This window comes from Leclercia sp. UBA2479 (genome assembly GCF_002341985.1).
Lineage (GTDB): Bacteria > Pseudomonadota > Gammaproteobacteria > Enterobacterales > Enterobacteriaceae > Enterobacter > Enterobacter pneumoniae.
The window spans coordinates 171,398-196,724 of sequence record NZ_DDPB01000013.1 but is presented as its reverse complement, the minus strand read 5'-3'; the positions used below and the strand labels follow the sequence as shown (position 1 = coordinate 196,724).

General features: G+C 53.8%; 27 protein-coding genes. 13 read left to right on the top strand and 14 right to left on the bottom strand.

What is annotated here, in order from left to right; genetic code table 11:
* The first annotated feature begins 82 nt into the window (after positions 1 to 82).
* The 4 genes from B3B59_RS18830 to B3B59_RS18815 are packed head-to-tail and all read left to right on the top strand — an operon-like array spanning position 83 to position 4,910.
* Complete coding sequence (locus B3B59_RS18830; protein WP_046884317.1) at positions 83 to 1,585, top strand: sugar ABC transporter ATP-binding protein; 1,503 nt, start codon at positions 83 to 85, stop codon at positions 1,583 to 1,585.
* Complete coding sequence (locus tag B3B59_RS18825) at positions 1,582 to 2,577, top strand: ABC transporter permease (protein ID WP_046884316.1); 996 nt, start codon at positions 1,582 to 1,584, stop codon at positions 2,575 to 2,577. Before B3B59_RS18830 ends, B3B59_RS18825 begins: the two co-directional genes overlap by 4 nt.
* A gap of 30 nt (positions 2,578 to 2,607) precedes the next feature.
* Positions 2,608 to 3,672, top strand: a complete 1,065-nt coding sequence (locus tag B3B59_RS18820; protein ID WP_040076607.1) for a sugar ABC transporter substrate-binding protein — start codon at positions 2,608 to 2,610, stop codon at positions 3,670 to 3,672.
* Positions 3,669 to 4,910, top strand: coding sequence for an LVIVD repeat-containing protein (locus tag B3B59_RS18815; RefSeq protein WP_286809713.1), 1,242 nt, complete (start codon positions 3,669 to 3,671; stop codon positions 4,908 to 4,910). The genes B3B59_RS18820 and B3B59_RS18815 overlap by 4 nt, the downstream gene beginning before the upstream one ends.
* 85 nt (positions 4,911 to 4,995) lie before the next feature.
* On the opposite strand, the gene mtnK is transcribed toward B3B59_RS18815, so the two are convergent.
* Positions 4,996 to 6,195: an S-methyl-5-thioribose kinase gene (gene mtnK / locus B3B59_RS18810; RefSeq protein ID WP_286809712.1), complete on the bottom strand. Its 1,200-nt coding sequence runs from the start codon at positions 6,193 to 6,195 to the stop codon at positions 4,996 to 4,998.
* A gap of 105 nt (positions 6,196 to 6,300) precedes the next feature.
* On the opposite strand from mtnK, the gene mtnA reads away from it, so the two are divergent.
* On the top strand, positions 6,301 to 7,317 hold the full coding sequence (gene mtnA, locus B3B59_RS18805; RefSeq protein WP_286809711.1) for an S-methyl-5-thioribose-1-phosphate isomerase: 1,017 nt from the start codon (positions 6,301 to 6,303) through the stop codon (positions 7,315 to 7,317).
* Between the two features lie 67 nt (positions 7,318 to 7,384).
* Here the strand turns inward: mtnA and B3B59_RS18800 are convergent, their stop codons facing one another.
* Genes B3B59_RS18800 through B3B59_RS18790 form a run of 3 tightly spaced genes read right to left on the bottom strand, consistent with a single transcriptional unit; the run spans position 7,385 to position 9,224 of the window.
* On the bottom strand, positions 7,385 to 7,927 hold the full coding sequence (locus B3B59_RS18800; protein WP_286809710.1) for a 1,2-dihydroxy-3-keto-5-methylthiopentene dioxygenase: 543 nt from the start codon (positions 7,925 to 7,927) through the stop codon (positions 7,385 to 7,387).
* Positions 7,924 to 8,613, bottom strand: a complete 690-nt coding sequence (mtnC, locus tag B3B59_RS18795) for an acireductone synthase (protein WP_286809709.1) — start codon at positions 8,611 to 8,613, stop codon at positions 7,924 to 7,926. Before mtnC ends, B3B59_RS18800 begins: the two co-directional genes overlap by 4 nt.
* Positions 8,610 to 9,224: a methylthioribulose 1-phosphate dehydratase gene (locus B3B59_RS18790; protein ID WP_286809707.1), complete on the bottom strand. Its 615-nt coding sequence runs from the start codon at positions 9,222 to 9,224 to the stop codon at positions 8,610 to 8,612. The genes mtnC and B3B59_RS18790 overlap by 4 nt, the downstream gene beginning before the upstream one ends.
* 128 nt (positions 9,225 to 9,352) lie before the next feature.
* On the opposite strand from B3B59_RS18790, the gene B3B59_RS18785 reads away from it, so the two are divergent.
* Positions 9,353 to 10,513 (top strand): pyridoxal phosphate-dependent aminotransferase, encoded by a 1,161-nt coding sequence (locus tag B3B59_RS18785; protein WP_286809706.1) that lies wholly within the window; start codon positions 9,353 to 9,355, stop codon positions 10,511 to 10,513.
* 61 nt (positions 10,514 to 10,574) lie between these two features.
* Here B3B59_RS18785 and citR read toward each other — a convergent pair whose 3' ends face one another.
* Positions 10,575 to 11,471, bottom strand: a complete 897-nt coding sequence (gene citR, locus B3B59_RS18780; RefSeq protein ID WP_286809705.1) for a DNA-binding transcriptional repressor CitR — start codon at positions 11,469 to 11,471, stop codon at positions 10,575 to 10,577.
* A 217-nt stretch (positions 11,472 to 11,688) separates the two neighbouring features.
* Positions 11,689 to 12,435, bottom strand: a complete 747-nt coding sequence (dsbG, locus tag B3B59_RS18775; RefSeq protein ID WP_046884308.1) for a thiol:disulfide interchange protein DsbG — start codon at positions 12,433 to 12,435, stop codon at positions 11,689 to 11,691.
* 368 nt (positions 12,436 to 12,803) lie between these two features.
* Between dsbG and ahpC the strand changes: the two genes are divergently transcribed.
* Entirely contained in the window at positions 12,804 to 13,367 is a 564-nt protein-coding gene (gene ahpC, locus B3B59_RS18770; protein ID WP_006818993.1) for an alkyl hydroperoxide reductase subunit C, read from the top strand.
* 125 nt (positions 13,368 to 13,492) lie between these two features.
* Positions 13,493 to 15,058: an alkyl hydroperoxide reductase subunit F gene (gene ahpF / locus B3B59_RS18765; RefSeq protein WP_286809703.1), complete on the top strand. Its 1,566-nt coding sequence runs from the start codon at positions 13,493 to 13,495 to the stop codon at positions 15,056 to 15,058.
* Between the two features lie 58 nt (positions 15,059 to 15,116).
* Here ahpF and uspG read toward each other — a convergent pair whose 3' ends face one another.
* The 3 genes from uspG to rnk all read right to left on the bottom strand — a co-directional run bounded on the left by uspG (position 15,117) and on the right by rnk (position 16,347).
* Positions 15,117 to 15,545 (bottom strand): universal stress protein UspG, encoded by a 429-nt coding sequence (gene uspG / locus B3B59_RS18760; protein WP_046884306.1) that lies wholly within the window; start codon positions 15,543 to 15,545, stop codon positions 15,117 to 15,119.
* 163 nt (positions 15,546 to 15,708) lie between these two features.
* Positions 15,709 to 15,798, bottom strand: coding sequence for a small membrane protein YldA (yldA, locus tag B3B59_RS20520; RefSeq protein ID WP_353960801.1), 90 nt, complete (start codon positions 15,796 to 15,798; stop codon positions 15,709 to 15,711).
* A 138-nt stretch (positions 15,799 to 15,936) separates the two neighbouring features.
* Positions 15,937 to 16,347 (bottom strand): nucleoside diphosphate kinase regulator, encoded by a 411-nt coding sequence (gene rnk / locus B3B59_RS18755; protein ID WP_207293208.1) that lies wholly within the window; start codon positions 16,345 to 16,347, stop codon positions 15,937 to 15,939.
* Positions 16,348 to 16,742: 395 nt separating this feature from the next.
* Between rnk and B3B59_RS18750 the strand changes: the two genes are divergently transcribed.
* Positions 16,743 to 17,360 carry a flavin reductase family protein gene (locus B3B59_RS18750; RefSeq protein WP_040076594.1) on the top strand — a complete coding sequence of 206 codons (618 nt, stop codon included), beginning with the start codon at positions 16,743 to 16,745 and terminating at the stop codon, positions 17,358 to 17,360.
* Between the two features lie 4 nt (positions 17,361 to 17,364).
* On the opposite strand, the gene rna is transcribed toward B3B59_RS18750, so the two are convergent.
* Together rna and dcuC are read right to left on the bottom strand one after the other, a co-directional pair.
* Positions 17,365 to 18,174 carry a ribonuclease I gene (gene rna / locus B3B59_RS18745; protein WP_212476875.1) on the bottom strand — a complete coding sequence of 270 codons (810 nt, stop codon included), beginning with the start codon at positions 18,172 to 18,174 and terminating at the stop codon, positions 17,365 to 17,367.
* 88 nt (positions 18,175 to 18,262) lie between these two features.
* Positions 18,263 to 19,636, bottom strand: a complete 1,374-nt coding sequence (gene dcuC, locus B3B59_RS18740; protein ID WP_040076592.1) for an anaerobic C4-dicarboxylate transporter DcuC — start codon at positions 19,634 to 19,636, stop codon at positions 18,263 to 18,265.
* A 639-nt stretch (positions 19,637 to 20,275) separates the two neighbouring features.
* On the opposite strand from dcuC, the gene pagP reads away from it, so the two are divergent.
* A complete protein-coding gene (pagP, locus tag B3B59_RS18735; protein ID WP_414671912.1) occupies positions 20,276 to 20,851 on the top strand; it encodes a lipid IV(A) palmitoyltransferase PagP in 576 nt (191 codons plus the stop codon).
* 190 nt (positions 20,852 to 21,041) lie between these two features.
* Complete coding sequence (gene cspE, locus B3B59_RS18730; RefSeq protein WP_002439184.1) at positions 21,042 to 21,251, top strand: transcription antiterminator/RNA stability regulator CspE; 210 nt, start codon at positions 21,042 to 21,044, stop codon at positions 21,249 to 21,251.
* Positions 21,252 to 21,470: 219 nt separating this feature from the next.
* Here the strand turns inward: cspE and crcB are convergent, their stop codons facing one another.
* Positions 21,471 to 21,854 (bottom strand): fluoride efflux transporter CrcB, encoded by a 384-nt coding sequence (gene crcB, locus B3B59_RS18725; protein WP_046884302.1) that lies wholly within the window; start codon positions 21,852 to 21,854, stop codon positions 21,471 to 21,473.
* Positions 21,855 to 21,920: 66 nt separating this feature from the next.
* Between crcB and B3B59_RS18720 the strand changes: the two genes are divergently transcribed.
* Complete coding sequence (locus B3B59_RS18720) at positions 21,921 to 22,709, top strand: deaminated glutathione amidase (RefSeq protein WP_286809702.1); 789 nt, start codon at positions 21,921 to 21,923, stop codon at positions 22,707 to 22,709.
* A 128-nt stretch (positions 22,710 to 22,837) separates the two neighbouring features.
* Positions 22,838 to 23,041: a twin-arginine translocase subunit TatE gene (tatE, locus tag B3B59_RS18715; RefSeq protein WP_040076588.1), complete on the top strand. Its 204-nt coding sequence runs from the start codon at positions 22,838 to 22,840 to the stop codon at positions 23,039 to 23,041.
* 74 nt (positions 23,042 to 23,115) lie between these two features.
* Here the strand turns inward: tatE and lipA are convergent, their stop codons facing one another.
* Together lipA and B3B59_RS18705 are read right to left on the bottom strand one after the other, a co-directional pair.
* Positions 23,116 to 24,081: a lipoyl synthase gene (lipA, locus tag B3B59_RS18710; protein WP_046884300.1), complete on the bottom strand. Its 966-nt coding sequence runs from the start codon at positions 24,079 to 24,081 to the stop codon at positions 23,116 to 23,118.
* Between the two features lie 207 nt (positions 24,082 to 24,288).
* On the bottom strand, positions 24,289 to 25,242 hold the full coding sequence (locus B3B59_RS18705; RefSeq protein WP_040076586.1) for a YbeF family transcriptional regulator: 954 nt from the start codon (positions 25,240 to 25,242) through the stop codon (positions 24,289 to 24,291).
* Between the last annotated feature and the right edge of the window lie 85 nt (positions 25,243 to 25,327).

Genomic DNA, 25,327 nt, shown 5'->3' with positions numbered 1-25,327 from the left:
TTATGCCTTTTCCGTCGTTGTCAGTCAACCGTAGCTGTGAAAAATTCCATAAATCATAATATTAAAGAAGGATTTAACGCCGATGGTTTCAAGTCGCCTGGAGATGCGTGGCATTAGCCTGGCCTTTGCGGGCTTTCAGGCGCTGTCGCGTGTCGATTTCACCCTGATGGGCGGCTCTGTGCATGCCCTGACGGGCGCCAACGGTGCGGGGAAGTCCACGCTGATGGCGGTGCTTTGCGGCACCCACGACCATTACGAGGGCGAAATCAGCATTAATAACCAGGCGGTGACCATTCGCGAACCCCTGGATGCCAAACGGCTGGGGATTCATCTGGTACAGCAGGAGGTAGATGTCGCGCTGATCCCGGGCTTGAGCATTGCTGAAAATATCATGCTCGATCATCTGGCGCAGCCAGGGCACCGCTTTCGTTGGCGGAGTGTGCGCCAACAGGCGGAAGCGGCGCTGGCTCAGCTGGATGTTCAACTGGACGTACGCCGCCCTATCGACAGCTGTACGCTGGCGGAAAAACAGCAAATCTTGCTGGCGCGCGCCCTCTCGCATCACTGTCGTTTCCTGATCCTGGATGAACCTACCGCTCCGCTGGATGCGCATGAAAGCGAGCGCCTCTTTAGCGTGGTGCGCCGTTTACAGCAGCAGGGGATCGGCGTGGTGTTTATCTCCCACCGCATTCATGAGCTGAAGGCGATTTGCGATACCTTAACCGTGCTGCGTGACGGCAAGCTGATTGAGACAGGCCCGATGGCGGCCCTGAGCGGCGAAGCGATCGTTGAGAAGATGCTCGGCCATGAGCTGAGCGACATTTACCCGCCCGCCCGCCCGCGCGTCAGCGACGAAACCTTGCTGCGCATTGAGGGGCTGCATGATGACGCGCTGCTAAAAGATATCTCCCTGCATCTGCGCAAAGGCGAGATTTTAGGTATCGCCGGGCTCGCGGGCGCAGGCAAAACGGAACTCTGCAAGGCGCTGTTCGGCGCCAGTAAAAGCCGGGTTGACCGCGGTGAACTGAATAACCGGGCCTGGCGCCCCCGCGATCCCGCCGATTCGGTCCTGCGCGGGCTGGCGCTGGTGCCGGAAGAGCGGCGCAAAGAGGGCATCTTTATCGATGAGCCGGTGAGCATGAACCTGGCGGTCAGCGCCGATAACACCTTCTCTCGCTGGAGTCTGTTTGGCCATCGCCAGGCATGGCGCTGGGCGGAAGAGGTGATCGCCCGTGTGGGTGTGCGAGCGCGCGGGCCAGGACAGGTGCTGCGGCGACTCTCGGGTGGCAACCAGCAGAAGGTGGCGATCGGCAAATGGTTACGTGGCAACGCGCAGGTGCTCATTTTTGACGAACCCACCAAAGGGGTGGACGTGAAAGCCAAAACCGATCTCTTCCAGCTGATTGACGGCCTGGCGCGCGAAGGCAAAGGGGTGATCTACGCCTCTGGCGAATTTGCCGAGCTGGTCGGGCTTTGTGACCGCATCTGCGTCTTATGGGATGGGCGCATCGTGGCAGAGATTGCCGGGGCCGAGGCCCGGGAAGAGACATTACTTTACTATTCAACCGGAGGAACCGCGTCGTGAGCAAGGCCCTTTCAGTGAATGCGGCGGCGTCTGGCCGTCAGCAAATATTCGATTTTCTCTACAAATGGGGCATGTTGCTGACCGTTGTCGCCTTGATTGCGATATTTGGTATCGCATCAGACAACTTCCTCGATCCCTTTAACATTATCAATATCCTACGATCTATCGCCATTGTGACGGTGATTGCCATTGGCGTCTCCATCTCCCTGACCGTGGGCGGTTTTGACTTGTCGGTAGGCTCGACGGCCTCGCTTGCCAACGCGCTGGTCATTTCGCTCTTTGTCTGGCATGGCTTCGGCACCACGGAATCGATTCTGATCACCCTGGCGCTCTGTACGCTGGTAGGGCTGTTTAACGCCTTTCTGATCGTCATCCTGCGCATTCCGGACATGCTCGCCACCCTTGCGAGCCTGTTTGTGATCCAGGGGGTAGCGATGACATACAGTTACGGCGGATCGATTACCGAAAATATGGTGCTGCCGAGCGGAGATATGGCGGAAGGGACGATTCCGGCAGCTTTTGGCTCGCTGGGGCAGGTACCCACGATCGTGATCATCATGCTGGTGGTGACCCTGGTGGCGCAGCTGGCGTTGTCACTCACGACCCACGGCCGTCGCATGTACGCCATTGGCGGCAATCCGGAAGCCGCGCGTTTATCCGGAATTCGTACGACCCGCTATAAGGTCGCTGCCTACGTCATCGCCTCATTGCTGGCCGGACTGGGGGGTATTCTGCTGGCCTCGCGCATTGGCTCGTCACAGGTGAACGCCGGAGGCGGCTATTTGATGGATGCGGTGGCGGCGGCGTGGATCGGTTTCTCACTGGCAGGCTCGGGTAAACCCAACGCACTGGGTACGCTGGTGGGGGCGGTGATCCTCGGCGTACTCTCCAACGGACTGGTGATGCTTTCGGTCCCCTATTACGCCATGGACATTATAAAAGGGCTGGTGCTGGCAGCGGCGCTGGCGATCACCTACATACAAAAACGCTAATAATTCACAACAACACAACGGGATAACAGAATGAAAAAAATGGCGCGCTCTTTGGTGGCACTGGGATTACTTGCAGCCTTACCCGGCTTTGCCGCCACGCCGGCTCCGGTTCCGGCGGCGATTGCTAACCATGACGGGCAGATCCGCATCGCGGTGATCCGTAATCTCGGTTCGGACGACAACACCACCCAGTTTGTCTCCGGTGCGATTCAGGAAGGGAAAAAGCTCGGCTTCAAAGTCAGCACCTTTTTAAGTAACGGTGACGATGCCAAATTCCAGGACTTCGTTAACCAGGCCATCAGCCAGAAATATGACGGCATTATTCTCTCCCAGGGGCGTGACCCGTACTCCACGGCGCTGGTGAAAAAAGCGGTAGATGCCGGCATAAAAGTGTCGGTGTTCGACACCGCCGTAAAGGGCGATATCCCGGGCGTGACCGTCACGCAGCAGGATGATGCCTCCCTGACCCATCTCTCCTTCGGCCAGCTGGCGAAAGATTTCAACGGCAAAGCCAATATCATTAAGCTGTGGGTCGCTGGCTTCCCGCCGATGGAGCGTCGTCAGGCGGCGTACCAGGAATTACAGAAGCAGTATCCGGGCATTAAAGAGCTCGAATCTATCGGCGCGGTCTCGTCTGACGTGCAGGGCGACACCGCCAACAAAGTCGGCGCCGTGCTGGCGAAATACCCGAAAGGGCAGATCGACGCTATCTGGGGCACCTGGGACGCCTTTAGTCAGGGAGCCTACAAAGCCCTGAAAGAGAACGGTCGCACGGAGATCAAACTCTATAGCATTGATATCTCCAACCAGGATCTGCAATTGATGCGTGAATCCGGCAGCCCGTGGAAAGTGAGCGTGGCGGTGGATCCGAAGCTGATTGGTGCTACCAACGTGCGGCTGATTGCCAACAAGATTGCCGGGGAAACCACGCCAGCAACCTATGACTTTAAAGCGGCCGCCATCCCTCAGGCGCTACTGACGGCGCAGCCTGGGGCAGTTAACGTGGCATCGCTTGGCAAAATCATTCCAGGCTGGGGCCAGACCCAGGACTTCATCGCCCCGTGGTTTGCTACGCTCGAAGCCAAAAATAAATGAGTACGCTTCCCACGCCTGAATACAGCCGCAATATGCGGCTGATTGGCCATAGCGATCAGGGCGGTCGCCCGGACGGGGTGCAGCTGATGGTGCACCGTGGCTTTGCCTATATTGGACATATGGTGTCGCAGGGTTTTTCGATTGTGGATGTGCGCGATCCCAAAAATCCTCGCGCGGCCGGGTATGTGCCCGCACCACCCGGCACCTGGAATGTCCACCTGCAGGCGCATGACGATCTGCTGCTGGTGATCAATGCCCGGGATCTCTTTGCCGATGCCCGCTTCGCAGACGAGAAAGTCTACTACACCCGACAGGTGGGGGAGACCGTTAGCGACGTGCAGGACAAAGGCTGGAGCGCCGGGCTGCGTGTGTTTGATATTTCGACCCCTGACAAACCGCGTGAAATTGGCTTTTTGTCGCTGAACGGTATCGGTATTCACCGCATCTGGTATGTGGGTGGACGCTGGGCTTATGTTTCGGCGCTGATCGACGGTTTTACCGATTACATATTTCTCACCATCGATCTGGCGGATCCGCGCAGGCCAGAGGTGGCGGGGCGCTGGTGGTTGCCGGGCATGAACCAGGCTGAAGGCGAGAAGCCAACGTGGCCGGACGGTAAGCGCTATGCGCTACACCACGCGATTATCGCCGGCGATACCGCCTACGGAAGCTGGCGCGACGGCGGACTGACTCTACTGGATGTGAAAGACAAAACCCAGCCGAAGCTGATCAGCCATCGCAACTGGAGTCCGCCGTTTGGCGGCGGTACGCACACGGCGTTGCCGTTGCCGGACCGGGATCTGCTGGTGGTGCTGGACGAAGCGGTACTCGACAATCAGGAGGATGGTGAGAAGCTCATCTGGCTTTTTGATATCCGCGAGCCGTCGAACCCGGTCAGTATTGCCACCTTCCCGCAGCCGGATGAGAGAGATTACGTAGCGAAAGGGGCTCACTTCGGTCCACACAACCTGCACGAGAACCGGCCTGGTAGCTTTGTTAGCTCGACGCTGATTTTTGCCACCTACCAGAACGCTGGGGTGCGTGCGTACGATATCTCGAATCCGTATCGTCCGGTGGAGACCGGGGCCCTGGTTCCGGCGGCGCCTGAGAGGATGATGGATACACGACCGAATCGCCCGCAGGTGATCCAGTCGTGTGATGTGTTTGTGGACGCGCAGGGGATTATCTACAGCACCGATTATAACGGTGGGCTGTCGGTGATTGAGTATTTGGGGTAAGTGCGGGTTGCTGCCCTCACCCCGGCCCTCTCCCACAGGGAGAGGGAGAAAATACCGGCCTCTCTTCTACAGGGAGAGGGAGGAGTCAGCTGTACTGACGCACCCGCGCCACCAGCTCTTCCGCGCTGTCGATGCGATCGGCAATGGCTATCAGCGCTTTACCTAACTGAATGGCATGGCGCAGGCATTCATGGCGCATCGCCTCATCCTGAATGGTGTCGATATCCGCCACGTGCGACAGGCCGACGCTACGGCGAATCAGCTCGGTGCCGCAGAAGCCAATGGCATCCTTCCAGACCTTTTTGAGAAATTCCGACGCATAGCCGGGTTCACGCAGGGCGGCATCGCGGGTTTTTTCGCTTGCCAGCGCCTGGAAACGCTCTGCGAAGGTATTCCACAGTGTCTGAATATCCCTCAGACGCTGTTCGCGGGCGGCGGCGGCATCGCGAATGCCCAGATGCCCCGGCAGGCCGCAGAAGTTCAGCAACAGGTTGCCGATGGCGGTGCCCACGTCAAAACCGATTGGACCAAAGTAGCCAAACTCGGCATCGATTGCCTTCAGGCTCTCTTCGGCGACAAAAATCGAGCCGCTGTGAATATCCCCATGCAGCAGCGCTTCGGCCTGCGAGAAGAAGCGGTGTTTCAGGGAGGCTACGGCAATTTTTAGCTGTCCATCGTTGCGCAGGGCGGCAACATCATTTTCCAGCTCAGCCGGATAGTTGTTGCGCTCGTGCACCTGATACGGATCGTTAAAGAACAGATCTTCCGTGATCTCGCACATTTCCGGGTTGATGAATTTCGCCACCTGCGCTTTTTTATCGTGCGGGTGGAGGTAGAAATCGCTGGTATGGAACAGGGTATGCGCCAGGTACTCCCCAAGCTGGCGTGCGGCCTGCGGGTAGTCCACATTTTTTATCAATTCACCGCGCCAGATACGGTGGCTGGAGAGATCTTCCATGACCATCACCGCCAGTTGCGGATCGTAATGGTGAATCTTTACCGTGTGCTGCGGGCTATGTTGATAGTGGGCAACCAGGGTTTCTGCCTCAAGACGCGCGCGATCCAGGGTTAATGGCCAGGATTCGCCCACGCAGCGTACGTATGGAAGTGCCTGTTTCACGATGATGCGACTGACACCCTCGGTATCAAAAATTTTAAAGACCAGATTGAGATTGCCGTCGCCCACCTCTTTCGCCTCCACCAGCGATGACGGGTTATCGAGGCCGCCAAACTGTTGTGCGTACGCCACGGCGTCCTGAGCGGTAAAGGTACGGTATTGCGACATTGCCTGTTCCTCACTGATTCTGGTAATTAAGACATTTAGACGTCTATACATCTGAATTTTATCCTGACACAATGTTATACAACAACGCAACAGAGAATTAACGACATGCAGACATTACAGACGACCAGCCTGTGGGTGGTGGAAAATCAGTTATTTATTCTCGATCAACAGGCGCTTCCGCAGGAGAAACGCTGGCTGGATGCCTCCAGCGTAGAGGCGCTGGTCGGCCATATTCATGCCTTACGTGTACGCGGCGCGCCGCTGATTGGTCTGTCAGCCAGCCTGCTGTTGGCCCTGCTGGCAGAAGCGGGTAAAAACCGCGACGAGCTGGCGCAGGCGCTTGAGACGCTGCGCGCCTCGCGGCCGACGGCGGTGAACCTGATGAATAATCTGGATCGCATGAAGCAGGCGTTGCAGCAGGAGAATTTTGTGCCAGCGCTGGTGACCGAGGCGTTACGCCTGATCGACGAAGATAAACAGCTGTGCGATGCCATTGCCCGCGCAGGCAGTCAACTTGTGAAGCCGGGTAGCCGTCTGTTGACCCACTGTAATACCGGCGGGCTGGCAACGGCGGGCGTAGGCACGGCGCTGGGCGTGATTGCGCTGGCGCATCAGCAGGGCAATGTACGTAACGTCTGGGTGGATGAGACCCGTCCATTATTGCAGGGCGGCAGACTGACGGCGTGGGAACTGGGTGAATTAGGGGTGCCTTACCAACTGATCACCGATTCAATGGCCGCCAGTCTGATGGCGAAAGGGCAGGTGGATGCCGTCTGGGTGGGGGCTGACCGCATTGCCGCCAATGGCGACGTGGCGAATAAAATCGGCACTTACTCTCTGGCGGTACTGGCGAAGTTTCATGGGATTCCATTTTACGTTGCCGCGCCGCAAACGACGCTGGATCCGCACTGCCCAAACGGCGACGCGATCCCGATTGAACAGCGCGCCGCCAGCGAAGTCACGGGCGTGGCGGGGAGCTTTGGCGAAGTCCAGTGGGCCCCCGCGGATGCGCAGGTTTACAACCCGGCGTTTGACGTGACGCCAGCAGCCTTGATTAGCGGTTGGGTGCTGGATACGGGCGTGGTTACGCCGCTGCAGGTAGCAGAAGGGAAATTTTCCTGAGTCTTCGAAGGAACTGAAGCGGTAGTGCTTTTAGACCCCCTCTCCCCGGAAGGGAGAGGGGGAGATATCATGCGAGGCGTGGATAGCCGTCAGCAATCGCATCGCCCGTAAACTGTGCGATCCAGCCTTCGGGATTATCGAAAATACGAATGGCGGTAAAGTTCGGCTCCGAACCCATATCAAACCAGTGCGGCGTGCCGGCAGGCACCGAGATCAGATCGTTTTTCTCACACAACACCTGATACACCTGATCCCCGATGTGCAGGCAGAACAGCCCTGCGCCCTCGACGAAGAAACGCACTTCGTCTTCGCCATGGGTGTGTTCGTTGAGGAACTTCGCACGCAGCGCCTCTTTTTGCGGGTTGTCGGCGCGCAGGCTGATCACATCCCAGCTCTGGTAGCCTTTCTCTGCCACCAGTTTATCGATCGCATGCTGGTAGGCGTTGATCACCGCCTCCGGTGCCGGATCCTGGCCTAAATCACGATCCGCCGCCCAGCGTTCAAACCGCACACCTTTGGCGTTGAGCTGTTCGGCAATTTCGGCGGCATCGGTGCTGTGCCACTGCGGCTGGCTGGCGTCTTTATCAGAATAAATCGTTAATGCGCTCATGAAGGGATCTGCTCCGGGTTAATGTCGTCAAACTGGTGCACCTGATGGTGATGGCTCGCGCCGTCGTCATCGCCGCGAATCAGTTGCAGGGTGCGAAAACCGGCCTGCTCAGCGGCGTCCAGCTCCTGATGTATATCGGACAGGAAAAGGATTTGCGACGGTGCAACGCTAATCTGCGCCGCGATGTTCTGATAAGACTGAACGTCGCGCTTAGCGCCCACATGGGTATCAAAATAGCCGCTGAAGAGATGCGTAATATCGCCCTCATCGCTGTAGCCAAATAACAGTTTTTGCGCAGCAACAGAGCCTGAGGAATAGACATAGAGATCAATGCCCTGAGCTTTCCATTTCTCCAGCGACGGCAGCACGTCGGGGTAGAGGTGGCCGGTAAAATCACCGTTAACGTAGCCGTCGTGCCAGATGATCCCTTGCAACGCTTTTAACGCGGTGGATTTGCGGTCTTCATCCATAAACTGCAACAGCGCGTCCGTTAGCTCGCTGGCGCTGGCCTGCGGTGCGCCGATTTCATCGCGTAGATTATCCAGAATGGATTTCACCGGCTCGGCGTATTGCTGGGCTGCGACAAACGCTGCCAACCGCTCACGCGCGTAGGGGAATAACACATTATGGACAAAACGAATATCAGTGGTCGTCCCTTCAATATCCGTCACAATCGCGCGAATCATACTCTCTCCAGTTGGCGTAAACGCATTTCACATTCAAATAAGAATTCAAGACCTTCCAGGTGACGACGGGCCTCAGCCACGTCGCGTCCCCAGCAGGTTAAGCCATGGCCGCGCAGAAGAAAACCATAATTAAGGGGGCGCTCTTGTGCGTAGTGGGCGATTCGCGAGGCGAGGGCATCAATATCCTGATCGTTATCGAATACGGCGATGGCCAGCGTATCCAGATGCGAGGTCTGGCCGGTCAGGGATTTCTGCATTTCAAAACCGCTGATCTTCAGCTCTGCCGTTTTGACGAGACGTGACAGCACGGTGGCATTCACCGTATGGACATGTAGCACGGCGTTGGCATCAGGAAACAGACGGTAGATTAAGGTATGCAGACCTGTTTCCGCCGACGGCTTACGCCCGGAAGGGGCACGGTTCGTCGCGATCTCTACTTGCAGAAAGTCTTGTTCGGTCAGGCTGCCTTTATCTTTGCCCGATTCGCTAAGCCAGCAAAACTGCGCGTCCTGACGGACAGACATATTGCCACCCGTGGCAGGCGCCCAGCCTTTGGCGCCAATCCAGCGGCAGGCGTCGACCAGTTGAGTAAGTTGCAGGTTTTCTGTCATGTCCGTTCTACCTCTGTCTGTCAGTCAGGAAGCGTTATCTTATATAGACGTCTAAGCGTCTTGATTGCTAAAGACTAACATCGTGTTATAGTGGCAGCAACATAAGTATTACAAGCAGGCATAACACAATGAACGATAAACCGTTGATTCCAAAAAGCAAACTCCCCAATCTTGGCACCACCATCTTCACGCAAATGAGCGCTCTGGCCCAGCAGCACAACGCCATTAATCTTTCGCAGGGGTTTCCGGATTTCGATGGCCCGGGCTATTTACAGGCTCGGCTGGCGCATCACGTTGCCGCCGGCGCAAATCAATATGCGCCGATGACCGGCGTTCAGCCTCTGCGCGAAGCCATTGCCGATAAAACGGCCGAGCTCTACGGCTACACACCAGATGCGAATACAGAAGTGACGGTTACCGCCGGCGCGACCGAAGCGTTATATGCGGCCATTACTGCGCTGGTACGCGCCGGTGATGAGGTGATCTGCTTTGATCCGAGCTACGACAGCTACGCGCCCGCGATTGAACTGGCTGGTGGGGTCATGAAACGCATCGCGCTGCAGCCGCCACACTTTCGCCCGGACTGGCAGGCCTTTGCTGCCCTGTTGAGTGACAAAACACGTTTAGTGATCCTGAATACGCCGCATAACCCGTCAGCGACGGTATGGCGCAAGGCCGATTTCGCCGCCCTGTGGCAGGCGATTGCCGACCGTGAAATCTACGTGCTGAGCGATGAAGTCTATGAGCATATCTGCTTCGCCGAAGAGGGACATGCCAGCGTGCTGTGCCATCCGCAGCTGCGCCAGCGCGCCATTGCGGTATCGTCCTTTGGCAAAACCTATCACATGACCGGCTGGAAAGTAGGTTACTGTGTGGCGCCGGCGGCCATCACCGCCGAGTTGCGCAAGGTGCATCAGTACCTGACCTTTTCGGTTAATACCCCGGCTCAGCTGGCGCTGGCAGATATGCTGCGCGCCGAACCGGGTCATTATCGCGAATTACCGGCGTTTTACCGGACCCGTCGGGACTGTTTTGTTGACGCCCTCGGCAATAGCCGCCTGAAGCTATTGCCCTGCGAGGGTACCTATTTCTTGCTCGCTGACTATAGCGCCATCTCCGATCTCGATGATGTGAGTTTCTGTCAGTGGCTGACAAAAGAGGTGGGCGTGGCCGCCATTCCGCTCTCAGTATTTTGTGCCGGGCCCTTCCCACATAAGCTTATTCGGCTCTGTTTTGCCAAGCAGGAGTCAACGCTTCTGGCCGCCGCAGAACGATTAAATACGTTGTGAGACGAAGATAAAATAATGCGATTCTGATCCCGGTGTAATACCCGATCAGAATCGATTATTTTTATGGACTAATTTGCGCAATAAAATGGGAGAAGCTGTTGCTGTTCAATGCGGAACGGTTATACATCATATGTATTTTCATTCGCGGCAGCTCAAAATCAGCATTGATCGCTCTCAATTCAAGAAAATCGGCATATCGCTGATAAACAATTTCCGGGGCGATGCCAATCATATCCGAAGTGCTAACCATAGAGAGTATCGTCATATAGGAGTCGCTACGAAAAGCGACATTGCGATCCGGGAGCGCTTCCGCAATGGTTGACTGGAAGTTTTTAACTCCTGGCTCCTCGCTTAAAAAGGCGGTGAATTTCTCCAGCAGCAAGCTTTCGCGATCCGGGGCCTCCCCAATACGCGGATGATCTTTTCGGCAGAAAAGAACGAAGGGTATCTCTCTGAAATCTGTACAGGTAATTGACCGGTTTTGTAACGGCGTGAAGGAGAAGATCAGGTCGGCTTTTCGGTAGGCCAGTAAATCTTCAGCCGACTCACGCGTCACCATCATGTCATGCAGTTCAATTTCATAATTATGTTCGCCTATTAGCAGCTTTAGCGGCTCCATAATCACTTTAGTGGTAATTATTTGCGGACAGTAGATGATGAAGTTTTTCTTCAACTTACTGTTGTGCATGATATTAATGGTCTGCTCCAGCTGGTTTAGATTCTGTTCCAGATGGATATGCAAATTGGTGCCAACCGTCGTGGGCGTAATACCTTTACCCGAGCGAATAAAAAGCGGATCGTTGAGCTGATTGCGCAACCGCTGTAATGACTGACTGACCGCCGAAGGGGTAATAAAAAGCGTTTCTGCCGCTTTGCTTATACTCAGATGCTGATAAATGCACTCAAATATCACCAGCAGGTTAAGGTCAAATTTCTTCAGATCATAAAGGTTAGCCATGTTTCTTCCTGATGTAGCTGTGCCGATAGCGCTTTTCGTATAAATGATAGCTATAGATTTAATTTAGCCATTTACAATCCATTTCAATGACTAGCTTAATTACGTTTGAACGTGAACTAAATATATCATGCCTGTGGATTTATTCGAGACGAAGATTTTTATTAAATTATCCACGAAAGGGGTGGTGGCGGAGAGAAATGGCCGCCACCGGGTAACATTATTGTTTACCCATCATCATATCCAATTGTTCTTTTTCGGGCAGCCCGGTCACTTGTTGTAATTCGTTGTCGCTGTTCATGTAATAAATGGCGGGCGTGGCGTTTGCCCCGAGGGCATCCATAATGGCCTCATGATCCTTCAGCGTTTTAAGATGTTCAGCAGAGGGGGAAGAGGGGACATCTAACGACAATTTGCCGCCTGAGCTTTCATACTCATGCCAGACTTTGGCCGGATCTTTCGCCGCCAGAATGGCCGCAGCGGTGGCTTTGCTTTCGGGTTTGATGACGCCTACCAGCAACGTACGAAGTTGTACTTTTCCTGCCTTCACCCAGGGCTGTGCTTGCTGCCAGAACTGTTTGCAGTAAGGACAGAACGGATCGGCGAAGACATAGATAACGCGCGGTGCCGCTTTATCCCCCTCCAGGAGCCATTGTGCTTTCTCCATGCGCTGCCACAGCTCGCGGCCGGCGGGCGCATAGATCTCTTTCTGAATCACCTTTTCGCTAAGGTTGGTCCCTTTATCATCGTACATGTACCCGGAGATAGCATGCTTGCCGTCTGGGGTCAGGTAGATGGTGACCCCCATATCCTGATATTTGCCCAGCCAGCCTTTTACGCCGCCGGGTGCCTCGAAGGGTTTGATAATGGTGATACCCTGTTTTTCAATAGCTTTAACAGGGGCGGGTAACTCCTCTGCCTGCACCAAAGCGGGAATGAGAGAGAGTAAAAGGGTACGTTTCAACATAAAAATCCTTATATATCAGAGGCCAGGCATCTGATTCGACAAAACCTATCGCAACCATAGGCACAAGTGCGGTGCCGGGTAATTGTCCTTTATCATACAGGATGGTGTAATCCATAGCGCTGTTACGACCTTGCTAAAGGTAATGTAGAGCGCAACACATCGCCAGCTTCGGCTGGCACTGAAGTTACCCACGGGTATTTCAGGTATCAGGGCCGCCCGTAAAGGCGGCCTTTTTACGTTTAAGGGTTGATAACCGGTTTCAGGTGGGTTGTTAGGTATGGCTGATTGATTTGATAACGCCTACCCATTAGCCCCGATGAGCAAAGTTGGTTACCTTACACCTCAACGAAAACACGGAGGAAGTACAGATGTCTTTGATTAACACTAAAATTAAACCTTTCAAAAACCAGGCGTTCAAAAACGGTGAGTTCATTGAAGTAACCGAGAAAGATACCGAAGGTCGCTGGAGCGTCTTCTTCTTCTACCCGGCTGACTTTACTTTCGTTTGCCCGACCGAACTGGGCGACGTTGCAGACCACTATGAAGAGCTGCAGAAACTGGGCGTAGATGTTTACTCTGTCTCTACTGACACCCACTTCACCCACAAAGCATGGCACGGTAGCTCTGAAACCATCGCGAAAATCAAATACGCGATGATCGGTGACCCGACTGGCGCCCTGACCCGTAACTTCGACAACATGCGTGAAGACGAAGGCCTGGCAGATCGTGCAACCTTCGTTGTTGACCCGCAGGGCATCATCCAGGCAATCGAAGTTACCGCTGAAGGTATCGGCCGTGATGCGTCTGACCTGCTGCGTAAAGTGAAAGCGGCTCAGTACGTTGCTTCTCACCCAGGCGAAGTATGCCCGGCGAAATGGAAAGAAGGCGAAGCGACCCTGGCTCCATCTTTAGATCTGGTTGGTAAAATCTAAGTTTTACTACCCGTTCATCAATGGGCGCGCCCGCGCCCATTTATTTCAGCACCATGATGCAAGTTGCATTCAGGCGGCCCAAATAAGGCGGCTTGCATGATGACGTTTTAAGAGAGGGAAGAACAATGCTCGACACAAATATGAAAACCCAGCTCAAGGCTTACCTTGAAAAACTGACCAAACCTGTTGAGCTGATTGCCACGCTGGATGACAGCGCTAAATCGGCAGAGATCAAGGAACTGCTGGCAGAGATTGCCGAACTGTCACCGAAAGTGACCTTTAAGGAAGATAACGCGCTGCCAGTGCGTAAGCCCTCTTTCCTGATTACTAACCCTGGCTCTGTGCAGGGGCCGCGCTTCGCCGGTTCTCCGCTGGGCCACGAATTTACCTCCCTGGTACTGGCGTTGCTGTGGACCGGTGGGCATCCGTCCAAAGAGGCGCAGGCGCTGCTGGAGCAGATCCGCGATATCGACGGTGATTTCGAGTTCGAAACCTATTACTCGCTCTCTTGCCATAACTGCCCTGACGTTGTGCAGGCGCTGAACCTGATGTCGGTACTGAATCCGCGTATCAAACACACGGCTATCGACGGCGGCGTGTATCAGAACGAGATCACCGAACGTAACGTAATGGGCGTTCCCGCGGTCTTTATGAACGGTAAAGAGTTTGGTCAGGGCCGTATGACGCTGGCTGAAATCGTGGCGAAAGTGGATACCGGCGCGGAAAAACGCGCAGCAGACGAGCTGAACAAACGCGATGCTTACGACGTACTCATCGTGGGCTCTGGCCCGGCAGGTGCGGCGGCGGCGGTCTACTCGGCACGTAAAGGTATTCGTACCGGTCTGATGGGCGAGCGTTTTGGCGGCCAGGTGCTCGACACCGTGGATATTGAAAACTATATCTCTGTGCCGAAAACCGAAGGCCAGAAGCTGGCCGGTGCCCTGAAGGCGCACGTTAGCGATTACGAAGTGGATGTGATTGACAGCCAGAGCGCCAGCAAACTGGTTCCGGCAGCGGTTGAAGGCGGGTTACACCAGATTGAAACCGCCTCCGGCGCGGTGCTTAAAGCACGCAGCATCATCATTGCAACTGGTGCCAAATGGCGCAACATGAACGTGCCGGGTGAAGATCACTATCGCACCAAAGGCGTGACCTATTGCCCACACTGCGACGGCCCGCTGTTTAAAGGTAAACGCGTGGCGGTGATCGGCGGCGGTAACTCCGGCGTGGAAGCGGCTATCGACCTGGCGGGTATCGTTGAACACGTTACGCTGCTGGAGTTTGCCCCTGAAATGAAAGCGGACCAGGTCCTGCAGGATAAAGTGCGTAGCCTGAAAAACGTCGATATCGTTCTGAATGCGCAGACGACGGAAGTGAAGGGCGACGGTACTAAAGTGACAGGTCTGGAATACCGCCACCGCGTGAGCGGTGATGTGCACGGCGTACAGCTGTCGGGGATCTTCGTGCAGATTGGGCTGTTGCCAAACACTAACTGGCTGGAAGGCGCCATTGAGCGTAATCGCATGGGCGAAATCATCATTGACGCGAAATGCGAAACCAGCGTGAAAGGCGTGTTCGCAGCGGGCGACTGCACCACCGTACCGTACAAACAGATCATCATCGCTACCGGCGAAGGGGCGAAGGCGTCACTGAGTTCCTTTGATTATCTGATTCGCACCAGGACGGCATAAAAAAAAGTAAGACTACACCTGCAAAGTGAAGAGGCTACCCCCAGGGTAGCCTCTTTTTTTACCTGACGACCAACACCGGAATAAAGGCGTGGCGGATGACGCTTGACGCGTTCGAACCCAGCAGGTGGGTGGAAATTGAGGGGTTGCGCGAGCCAATCACCACCACATCGGCATTGAGTTCGCTGGCGACTTCATTAACCACATCGCGCACATTACCAAAACAGACGTGCGTTCTGATCCTGGACGGGTCAATGCTGAAATGACTGACCATGGTTTTCAGGCGCGTTTGTGCTTCGTGCTCAATGTGCTCTTCGAAGCGGCGAATGTCCGCGGCGAAACGATGCAGGCCGAAGCTGGATGATCCGGGCAGGACATGCAGTAAATGAATGATGCCATCCTGTTGTGCCAGGAATTCGGCGTGGCGAATCGCTTTATCACTCAGTTCCATTTCAAAAACATCCACCGGCATAATAATTGTCTGATACATGCGACTTTCTCCCTGTTAATTAACGCACTATCCATTCAATCACAAGAGAATGTTCGTTTCTGCCAGGCGGGTGGCACTTTTAATATCGTCTGAATAAATCTTTCAGGCAGAAAAGAGGCGGGAAAAAAGAGTTAACCGGGAGCGGGGAATTTACGGTGATAGGTTACCAGTGCCGTTCAAGATAAAGCACAGCCATAATAATGACTGCCATTAACACCAGGAAAAAGAGTGAGATAACAAGCCCTTCGTTCATGACCGTCCCCGCGGCACTGAAACAAATTAAGCCTGGATTAACGGGAATTTACGCTCAATAGCACGAAAGTATGATTTTGCGGAAAGAGGATGCGCGGGCATCCTCTGTGCAAAGCGTCGGGACGCTTATTCAGAAAGGTTAACGTAGGTATTCACCGGCCGCTTCAGGTTGCCAGAGCAGTTCCAGCACCTCCAGATGCGTCGATGTGCCACCAGGTAACGCCCAGTTGATGGTATCTCCGGCGCGTAAACCAATCAGCGCTGCGCCAACCGGAGCCAGCACCGAAAGCTGGGTCGCGCTGTCGGTCATCTGCGCGGGATAGACCAGGGTGCGGACACGCACTTCCCCGGTGGTCAAATCGCGAAACTTTACCTTGCTGTTCATCGTCACCACATCATGCGGCATATTTTGCGGCGTGCACATCTGGGCGCGATCCAGCTCGGCATTGAGGGCATCAGCAACGGGCAGAGAAGCAAACGCCGGCTGCTCTAACAGGCGGTCGATACGTTCAGCATCGAGTTCATTAATGATGATTGTTGGTCGTGACATAATTTACTCCATGTCGTTAATGCTGCGACAACCGCAGAAAAGATCCCAAAAGAAAACCCTCGCCGTCTGGCAGCGAGGGTTTATCGTCTGATGATAATACTGACTCTGGCGCCATGTTTGAAGTGATCAAGCGCACATTCACAGAGGTGATTGTTCATAACCCGTCTCCCTGAGTCGTTTGTATGATTTTAGGCCCCGGCGCGTGATCCTTCGCCGTTTTGCATTATAGTTTTTAAGCGCCCGGATGGGGCGACTCAGGCAGACAGAAGACGGCCTGCCCGGGTGATAACGTCGTAAAATCTAACAGATTGCGTTACGCTGATTCTCCTGGGGGCAGGGGAATGAGCGAAGCGCAATTTACGCCCTGCCAGTCTCCATACTGTTCAGAGAGCGCTATGTACTTTTACCAACCTTCACAGGGGCACGGCCTGCCGCATGACCCGCTGAATGCCATCATTGGCCCGCGTCCGATTGGCTGGATCGCCTCTCGTAATGCGTCAGGGCAACACAACCTGGCACCCTACAGCTTCTTTAACTGCTTTAACTACCATCCGCCCATTATTGGCTTTGCCAGCAGTGGCTGGAAGGACAGCGTGCGTAACATCGTTGAGACCGGCGAGTTTGTCTGGAATCTTACGACCCGCACGCTGGCCAGCGCGATGAACGAAACATCCGCCAGCCTGCCGCACGGTGAGGATGAGTTTATTCGTGCCGGGCTAACCAAGGCTGAAAGCCGGGTTGTACAGGTACCACGAGTGGCTGAAAGCCCGGTGAACTTCGAATGTCGCTTATCACAATGTATTCAGCTCACCGCCGCGAATGGCGAAGCCATTGACACCTGGCTGGTACTGGGGGAGGTGGTGGGGATTCATATCGATGAAGCGCTACTGCAGGACGGTATTTATCAGACGGCACGGGCGGAGCCTGTGCTCCGCGCCGGTGGACCGAGTGCTTACTTTGCAATAAGCGAAGACCAGCGTTTTGACCTGGTGCGCCCGGACGCGCGTAAGTAAGCGCTTAATATCCTACTTTATCGAGAACAAACTTTTTCCCACAGTTGCCCGGATGCGGCTGTGGGGCAAAGGATGAGGCCGCAAGCGGCGCGTTAATCTGGCTGGCCTGCAGCGAGATTTGCATCTCGGTGAGATAGGCAGGGTTGCCGTTACAGGTGAGCTTTACGGCTTTTACCGCCGGCTTGCCAAAGCTTTGGGCCACGGCCGCATCAAAAGCGCTGCGGCTGATGGTTTTGCCATAATTGGCGGCGAGGAACTGTCCCAGAGGGCTGCTTTTGACCTCCTGATTCATCCGCACCATCGTGCCAAAATAGGCGTCAGGATCGAATCCAAAACAGACGCCGTGCTTCGCATATTCATACCGTTCAAGGCAGGAGTTCCCTCCTGCGCCCGGCATGGACTCGCTCAGCTTTGCGGCCCCTGTAAGTGATAAACCCGTTTCTGCCGCGGCGCATTTCATCCCCGCTTTGGCTTCCGGCATGTTAGGAATCGGGCGAGTCGCGCAGCCGAAGCGCATCCAGCGGCGTTCATCCACACCACGCGCAGCAACCGACTTCGGCAGACCCGGCCACAGGCCATGGATCGTCAGGACCGCAGTTTTGTCCGTGCTCTCTTTTTGCAGGCGACACTCGTCCGGCTCGGCGCTCTTTCTGTCGTGCAGGCTCTGACAGAATCCCGACTGCCACGACAATGCCAGCACGTAGCGGTCAAAATCCCCGTACTGGGTTGCCTTCAGTGGCGTAGCTTGTGCGGTGCAGGCAAACATCGCCACGGCGGCGGCGCTGAGACGGTAAACGAAATCCTTCCTGAACATGTCAATTCCTGATAGTTGAAAGCAAATAATTACTTGCCGTAATTAAAACACAAAAAGCGCCAGACGGCGCTTTTTGCTGAGCGGCAGGTTAACCTGCTGCGGTGCCGGGCACCAGAATCTCGGTAGCGACAATCACAATCACTAGCCCCACCAGTACCGGAACTGAGGTGCGTTTTACCACTTCGAAAGGCGAAATTTTTGCCATACCGGCAACGGCAACCACCACACCAGAGACGGGAGAGATGGTACGGCCAAGATTGGAGGCCTGCAACATCGGGATCGAGAGATAGGCTGGGTTAATCCCCGATGAGTGCGCCAGTTTTGGAATCATTTCGACAAACGCATAAAAAGGAGCATTGCCGGAGCCAGTGGTCATCGCGGCCAGCATGGTCAGTACCACCAGCACCAGCATCAGGATAATGCTTGCCGAGCCAAACGAGGTGGCGATAGAGATCAGGCTCTGAATAAAGCCTATGGTGCTCAGCCCCTGGGCGAAGACCCCGGCTGCCACCAGCAGCATCACTACGTTGGCAAAGGCATCGGCCATACCGCGCCACGCAACGTCGAGACCGCTAAAGACCTTCTGGATATTAAAACCCCGTACGAATTCCAGCACGGCGGCCACCAACATACAGATAACCAGGATGGTGATGATATGCAGCTGTGGGCCCCATTTGCCGTCGAAAATCAGGACGCCCACAATGGGTGTAAACGGCAGGATGGCATAAAACGACGGTGCCGTGGTGGTGATCTCGTTCACATCCATCATTTCGTGAGAGATGTTCTCTTTTTTATCGAGATAGCGCTGCCAGAAGAAGTGCGCGATAGCCATACCAATAATGGCCGCAATGGAGATGGGCAGGGTCGTTTTAAAGGCAAAATCAATCAGCGGCATTTCTGCGGCTTTCGCTGCGAGCACCACATCTCCGGAAGTAGGGGAGAGAATAATGGCTGCGGGGGAGGCGCAAATCGCCGCGGCGGCACCACGACTGATCCCCACGTTTACCATTACCGGGAACAGCGTTGCCATCAGTAGCACGCCCAAACCGGTGGCCGATGAAACTGCCAGCGACATCAGGCAAGCCACGAAATAGGCGGCAATCATCAACATATAAGGAGAGTTGATGTATTGAAGCGGTTTCGAGGCCAGCTTCACGACCATGTCGTTGGCACCGATGTGCGTCATGTAAGCGGCAAAACCGCATAACATCATGATCATCATGCCGAGGTCGCCGCCGCGACTCATCAGCAGGATTTTGATGTACTCAACAATATCAGTCGCGGTGTAACCTGTGCTTTCTGCACTGGCAGGTAAAACCTGATGGCCCATCAGCGCGCTGACGATCAGCAGGGCCAGGCCCCCCACGAACAACACGCCGGTGGCTGAGTAGCCTTTGATGATATAGCGCGCGACGCCAACAATGACGACCACGCCGATAAGAAGCTCAATAACGGTAAGCATGTTTTCCCCTGTCCCCGACGCCCAGAGCGTATGGATAAAAGTAGTAAGAATCATAAGGTGTAAAAATGTGCCGAAATAATGGCCCAATATTGCTGACCAAAATCAATAAATCTACTACTAAAGGGGAGATCAGCGATATTTAGCAGGCCTGGTAACGAAAGCCGTCCGTGTAAGGCCTACGCCTCCACCTTCACGTCGGTTACGCACCGCCGTCAAGGTGCTGCGCAAACATCGTAAGCTAAAAATTTCTTTGCGGAGCAAGGTGTTATATTTATTCGCGAGGTTCGGTTGGAGGTGTTATTTTCCACTCGCTTTTATTCATTGTAGAAATATATTTTTACCGGATGGTAAGTGGGGTAAATAATTATTATCGCTGAGTTGATAATTATGCAGATAGCATATTATTTTTTTAGCCAGTCATTAGCAGGCCCAACGTGGGAGTGGCGTACAGCGTGCCTTGCCACCTTTTGAGCCTTTTTTAGCTGTATGTAGAGGATTATTAGCGTAATGGACAGGGTTACCCAGGATAAATCTTATTAGTAGTGATTAATAATTAAGAGTAGCGCTAATGTTGTTAAGGGTTCATTCAATTAAGCTATGCGAAGATAAGCGTTGAATACATAGCATGGTAATAGAATCGTGACAGTAATTAATAAATTTTCCCTGGTTTTTTTGTTTATTTTTGCTCAGCTTACACTCTCTTCCGCCGCGTTATCCGCTGAAAATGGAAGCGACAAAGGGTGGTTTTCAACGTTTAAGGATAACGTTGCGCAAACATGGAACGAACCCGAACATTATGACCTCTACGTACCGGCCATCACCTGGCATGCCCGTTTTGCCTATGATAAAGATAAGACCGACCGCTATAACGAGCGCCCATGGGGTGCTGGCTTTGGTCAGTCACGCTGGGATGAGAAAGGTAACTGGAACGGTATCTATCTGATGGCGTTTAAAGACTCCTATAACAAATGGGAGCCGATCGGGGGTTATGGCTGGGAAAAGACCTGGCGACCGCTGGCAGATGACAATTTCCACGTCGGATTGGGCTATACCGCTGGCGTCACCGCACGTGATAACTGGAAGTACATCCCCGTACCTGTATTGCTACCCCTGGCTTCCGTGGGTTACGGTCCGGCAACTTTCCAGATGACCTATATACCCGGAACGTATAATAACGGTAACGTCTATTTTGCCTGGATGCGCTTCCAGTTTTAACTGAGATAACTTTACATTTTGGTGAAAAAACAGTCAGTCATTGAATCGCAAAGGATAAAAAGGAAGTGGCAAAGATTAACGCGACTTTTGTCACTTTTTATAAAATCTCCGCTGGACAAAACGTCTCACAATTGATGTACTGATACCCGACACAGCATTAGTGTCTTTTTTTCATGTAAAGGTAATTTTGATGTCTAAGATTAAAGGTAACGTTAAGTGGTTTAATGAGTCCAAAGGATTCGGTTTCATTACTCCGGAAGATGGCAGCAAAGACGTGTTCGTACACTTCTCTGCAATCCAGAGCAATGGTTTCAAAACTCTGGCTGAAGGTCAGCGCGTTGAGTTTGAAATCACTAACGGTGCCAAAGGCCCTTCTGCTGCTAACGTAATCGCTCTGTAATCCAGACGAGACAGCAAGAATTTCAAAACCCGCTCACTGAGCGGGTTTTTTTCGTTTCAGCTTAGCTAAACAGATATAAATTCAGAAAGCTGGCGACGATAAGCAAACTCAGCATCACCATCCCCGCGCACATCATGTTCTCTTTCATCCCGGCACCCCTTCTCACAAGTTGGGCTCAGGGTGCCAGAGAAAAATTAAGACAACATTAACGCGCGGTTTCTATTGCGCGTTTGCGCCAGAAAAAAGCCAGAATGCGATCGCGGTCATCATCAGCGACCCCAGCAGGTTTAACGCGATATTCAATAACGCCCACGAAACACGGCCTTCCTGCAGCAAAAAGACGACTTCCGCCGAAAACGTTGAAAACGTTGTCAGGCCACCACAAAAGCCGGTGGTGATCAGAAGCTTCCAGACAGGGTCAATATGCGTCATGCGGTTGAACCAGGCCAGACCCATGCCAATGATAAACGCACCGATCAGGTTGGCGGCCAGCGTGCCCAGGGGGATGATCTGATGCAGTGGGTTGAAGCGCATGCTTAACAACCAACGCGCAACGCTGCCCGTTCCGCCGCCAATAAATACGGCTAAAAGTAGTTGAAACACGAACAATACCTGCTATTTGATGTGTAGAGGTTATGAGTGTAACGCCGTTTATGGCAGGGGGAAAATATGTATGTCGCGGTAGGGCAGTTTGCAGTAACGCCGGAATGGCAAAAAAATGCAGAAACCTGTTTATCGCTGATGGAGCAGGCCGCGGAGCAGGGGGCCTCGCTGCTGGTGTTACCCGAAGCGCTGCTAGCGCGTAATGATAACGACCCGGATCTGTCTGTGAAATCGGCTCAGCCGCTCGACGGCGGTTTTCTCACATTGCTACTGGCTGAGAGCGCACGCAATACTATGACAACCGTCTTGACGCTGCATGTGCCTTCCAATGCGGGCAGGGCGGTGAATACGCTGGTTGCATTGCGGGGCGGCAAAATCGTTGAGCAGTACGCCAAACTGCATCTCTACGATGCGTTCAGTATTCAGGAGTCGAGGCTGGTGGATGCCGGAACGATCGTGCCGCCGCTTATCGAGATCGAGGGGATCCAGCTTGGGTTGATGACCTGTTACGATCTTCGTTTCCCGGAGATGGCGATCAATCTGGCGCTGGCGGGCGCACAGGTACTGGTACTCCCTGCGGCCTGGGTCCGGGGCCCCCTGAAGGAGCATCACTGGTCGACGTTGCTGGCGGCCCGAGCGCTGGATACGACCTGTTATGTCGTGGCGGCAGGCGAGTGTGGGAACAAAAATATCGGGCAAAGCCGTGTCATCGATCCGCTGGGCGTGACCGTTGCCGCTGCGGCGGAGGCACCTGCGCTGTTAATCGCTGAAATCAACCCACAACGTATCGCCTATGCCCGGCAACAATTACCGGTGTTACGTAACCGCCGTTTTGCGCCACCGCAATTATTATGACGTTTTTTTCAACAAGGCTTGATTCACCTTGTTACAGATTGCTATTGTGTCAGCGCGCCAAATGACCGTTAATAATCTCGGGTTTTAAGGGCGCATTACGCAGCCTGTTTCAAGTCAAGAAGGTATCTATGGGTGAGATTAGTATTACCAAACTGCTGGTGGTTGCCGCACTGGTGGTCCTGCTGTTTGGTACTAAAAAGTTACGCACGCTGGGCGGAGATCTGGGTGCAGCCATTAAAGGCTTCAAAAAAGCGATGAACGACGATGATGTAACGGCAAAGAAAACGGCCGATGCAGACATCACCGCTGAGAAGCTCTCTCACAAAGAGTAATAGGCTCGCGGTAAACAAAAAAACCGGCTTAGGCCGGTTTTTTTATGGGGGAAATGTAAGCGGGTGTGATCCGCTTATTTCACCTCTTCCCCTTTCGCCTGCATATCGGCGTGGTAAGAAGAGCGGACAAACGGACCACAGGCTGCATGGGTAAAGCCCATTGCCATGGCTTCAGCTTTCATTTCATCAAACTCTTCCGGGCTGACGTAGCGCTGAACCGGCAGGTGGTGACGGCTTGGCTGGAGATACTGGCCCAGCGTCAGCATGGTCACGCCGTGACGACGCAGGTCGCGCATCACTTCAATAATCTCTTCGTTAGTTTCGCCCAGACCCACCATCAGACCCGATTTCGTTGGGATATCTGGATGCGCCTCTTTAAAGCGCTCCAGCAGCTTCAGAGACCAGTTGTAGTCTGCACCAGGACGTACCTGACGATACAGGCGTGGCACGTTTTCCAGGTTGTGGTTAAACACGTCTGGCGGCGTCGCGTTCAGGATCTCCAGAGCGCGGTCCATACGGCCACGGAAGTCAGGCACCAGCGTTTCAATTTTGATGTTCGGACTTTTCTCGCGAATCGCGGTAATGCAGTCGGCAAAGTGCTGTGCACCGCCGTCACGCAGATCGTCGCGGTCAACGGAGGTGATAACCACATAGCGCAGCGCCATGTCGGCAATTGTCTGCCCCAGTTTCTGCGGCTCATTCGCATCCGGCGCGACAGGGCGACCGTGGGCAACGTCACAGAACGGGCAACGACGGGTACAGATGGCACCCAGGATCATGAAGGTCGCTGTACCGTGGTTGAAACACTCGGCCAGGTTAGGACAAGAGGCCTCTTCACAAACGGAGTGAAGGCCGTTTTTACGCATCGCCGCTTTGATTCCCTGGATACGCGACGAGTCGGCCGGAAGTTTGATTTTCATCCATTCCGGTTTTCTTAACAGCGCTTCGCGCTCCGTAGCCACGTTTTTAACCGGGATAAGGGCCATTTTATCGGCATCGCGGTATTTAACACCGCGTTCCATCACAATGGGTTTACTCATAGCGTGCGTGTTCCAGTTGCGAAATTCGAGGGAAAGCGTTTCTATTCAAGGGAATGTTGCAATTATCAACTATATTTGAACGAACGACAGGCAGTATATCATTGATACGGACGATAAAGCAGCCTGAGCGGTCGCCAATTTGTAAAATAGTTGTTGGATTGTGCGATTTGACCTACCCGCGACAGGCGTCAGGGGTAGTGTGATGACTCAAAACGTCTGACGGATAACGTTGATGACGTTTTCCAGTACCGGATCGCGCAGGCTCAGCTTGTTGTAATAAAGTGAAATCTCAGCCGTTTCTGCATTGAGTTGCGCCAGAGGGATCTGCTCCAGCGGCCAGCAGTTGCGAAGCAGACTGAACATGCGCGTCGGCATGATACCAATCAAATCGCTGCTACCGATCAGGGCGGCAATCGTAAACATATTGTAACTACTAAAGCTCACCGGACGCTCCGGGAAGATCTCATTCACCCGCTGACGCAGGCCGTTCATACTTTGCCCTTCGGTAATTAGTAGCGTTTGCTCGTAATGGCGCAGATTTTCAATCGTGGCCGGCTGGCTCAGCGCCGGGTGATGCTTACGACACACCAATAACAAGGTGTCGGTAAACAGCACGGTATGGCTGAGCGCGCGTGCATTGAGCGTATTAGCATCAATAATCAGGTCGGTCTGAAATTGGGCAAGTTGCGCTTCCGCATCGGTAATCGGAATGTTGCGCAGCAGCAGTTGCGGTGCGTGAGTTTTGACGGCGTGGTAGATCTGTGGCATCAACAGTGCGCCGATTGAAGGCGTGGTACCGATGGTAATAGTACGCTGTTTGTCATAGCTGCCAGTCAGATCCAGTGCCCCAAGGATCGACTCAAGCCCCTGACTAATATATTCATGCAGATGCGTGGCATACGCGGTTGGCGTAACCCCCTGGCCTTTACGAATGAAAAGCGGATCGGGAAATATGGCGCGTAACTTCTGGATAGACTGGCTTATAGCTGACGGCGTGAGATTAAGAATTTTCGCAGCATTAACGATTCCTTTGTGGACATATACTGCCTCGAATATTGTCAATAAGTTGAGGTCAATATTGCGTAAAGTCCGAAAAATTTGCGGTTTCGCATCTCCGCTCGGCTCACTAAGGCGTTTTTCTGGACGATTATTATAATCCACGCTTTCGCTCCATTCTTGTTCGCAATATAAATAATAGTTGAAATTAAATATTATGCTTATTGTTCTGATTGAACAGTTTTGCCGT

Excerpts from the sequence above, each read along its gene's own strand:
- B3B59_RS18830 (WP_046884317.1), top strand. The coding sequence starts at position 83 with ATGGTTTCAAGTCGCCTGGAGATGCGTGGCATTAGCCTGGCCTTTGCG.
- B3B59_RS18820 (WP_040076607.1), top strand. The coding sequence starts at position 2,608 with ATGAAAAAAATGGCGCGCTCTTTGGTGGCACTGGGATTACTTGCAGCC.
- B3B59_RS18815 (WP_286809713.1), top strand. The coding sequence starts at position 3,669 with ATGAGTACGCTTCCCACGCCTGAATACAGCCGCAATATGCGGCTGATT.
- mtnK (WP_286809712.1), bottom strand. The coding sequence starts at position 6,195 with ATGTCGCAATACCGTACCTTTACCGCTCAGGACGCCGTGGCGTACGCA.
- mtnA (WP_286809711.1), top strand. The coding sequence starts at position 6,301 with ATGCAGACATTACAGACGACCAGCCTGTGGGTGGTGGAAAATCAGTTA.
- B3B59_RS18800 (WP_286809710.1), bottom strand. The coding sequence starts at position 7,927 with ATGAGCGCATTAACGATTTATTCTGATAAAGACGCCAGCCAGCCGCAG.
- mtnC (WP_286809709.1), bottom strand. The coding sequence starts at position 8,613 with ATGATTCGCGCGATTGTGACGGATATTGAAGGGACGACCACTGATATT.
- B3B59_RS18790 (WP_286809707.1), bottom strand. The coding sequence starts at position 9,224 with ATGACAGAAAACCTGCAACTTACTCAACTGGTCGACGCCTGCCGCTGG.
- B3B59_RS18785 (WP_286809706.1), top strand. The coding sequence starts at position 9,353 with ATGAACGATAAACCGTTGATTCCAAAAAGCAAACTCCCCAATCTTGGC.
- citR (WP_286809705.1), bottom strand. The coding sequence starts at position 11,471 with ATGGCTAACCTTTATGATCTGAAGAAATTTGACCTTAACCTGCTGGTG.
- dsbG (WP_046884308.1), bottom strand. The coding sequence starts at position 12,435 with ATGTTGAAACGTACCCTTTTACTCTCTCTCATTCCCGCTTTGGTGCAG.
- ahpC (WP_006818993.1), top strand. The coding sequence starts at position 12,804 with ATGTCTTTGATTAACACTAAAATTAAACCTTTCAAAAACCAGGCGTTC.
- ahpF (WP_286809703.1), top strand. The coding sequence starts at position 13,493 with ATGCTCGACACAAATATGAAAACCCAGCTCAAGGCTTACCTTGAAAAA.
- uspG (WP_046884306.1), bottom strand. The coding sequence starts at position 15,545 with ATGTATCAGACAATTATTATGCCGGTGGATGTTTTTGAAATGGAACTG.
- yldA (WP_353960801.1), bottom strand. The coding sequence starts at position 15,798 with ATGAACGAAGGGCTTGTTATCTCACTCTTTTTCCTGGTGTTAATGGCA.
- rnk (WP_207293208.1), bottom strand. The coding sequence starts at position 16,347 with ATGTCACGACCAACAATCATCATTAATGAACTCGATGCTGAACGTATC.
- B3B59_RS18750 (WP_040076594.1), top strand. The coding sequence starts at position 16,743 with ATGTACTTTTACCAACCTTCACAGGGGCACGGCCTGCCGCATGACCCG.
- rna (WP_212476875.1), bottom strand. The coding sequence starts at position 18,174 with ATGTTCAGGAAGGATTTCGTTTACCGTCTCAGCGCCGCCGCCGTGGCG.
- dcuC (WP_040076592.1), bottom strand. The coding sequence starts at position 19,636 with ATGCTTACCGTTATTGAGCTTCTTATCGGCGTGGTCGTCATTGTTGGC.
- cspE (WP_002439184.1), top strand. The coding sequence starts at position 21,042 with ATGTCTAAGATTAAAGGTAACGTTAAGTGGTTTAATGAGTCCAAAGGA.
- B3B59_RS18720 (WP_286809702.1), top strand. The coding sequence starts at position 21,921 with ATGTATGTCGCGGTAGGGCAGTTTGCAGTAACGCCGGAATGGCAAAAA.
- tatE (WP_040076588.1), top strand. The coding sequence starts at position 22,838 with ATGGGTGAGATTAGTATTACCAAACTGCTGGTGGTTGCCGCACTGGTG.
- lipA (WP_046884300.1), bottom strand. The coding sequence starts at position 24,081 with ATGAGTAAACCCATTGTGATGGAACGCGGTGTTAAATACCGCGATGCC.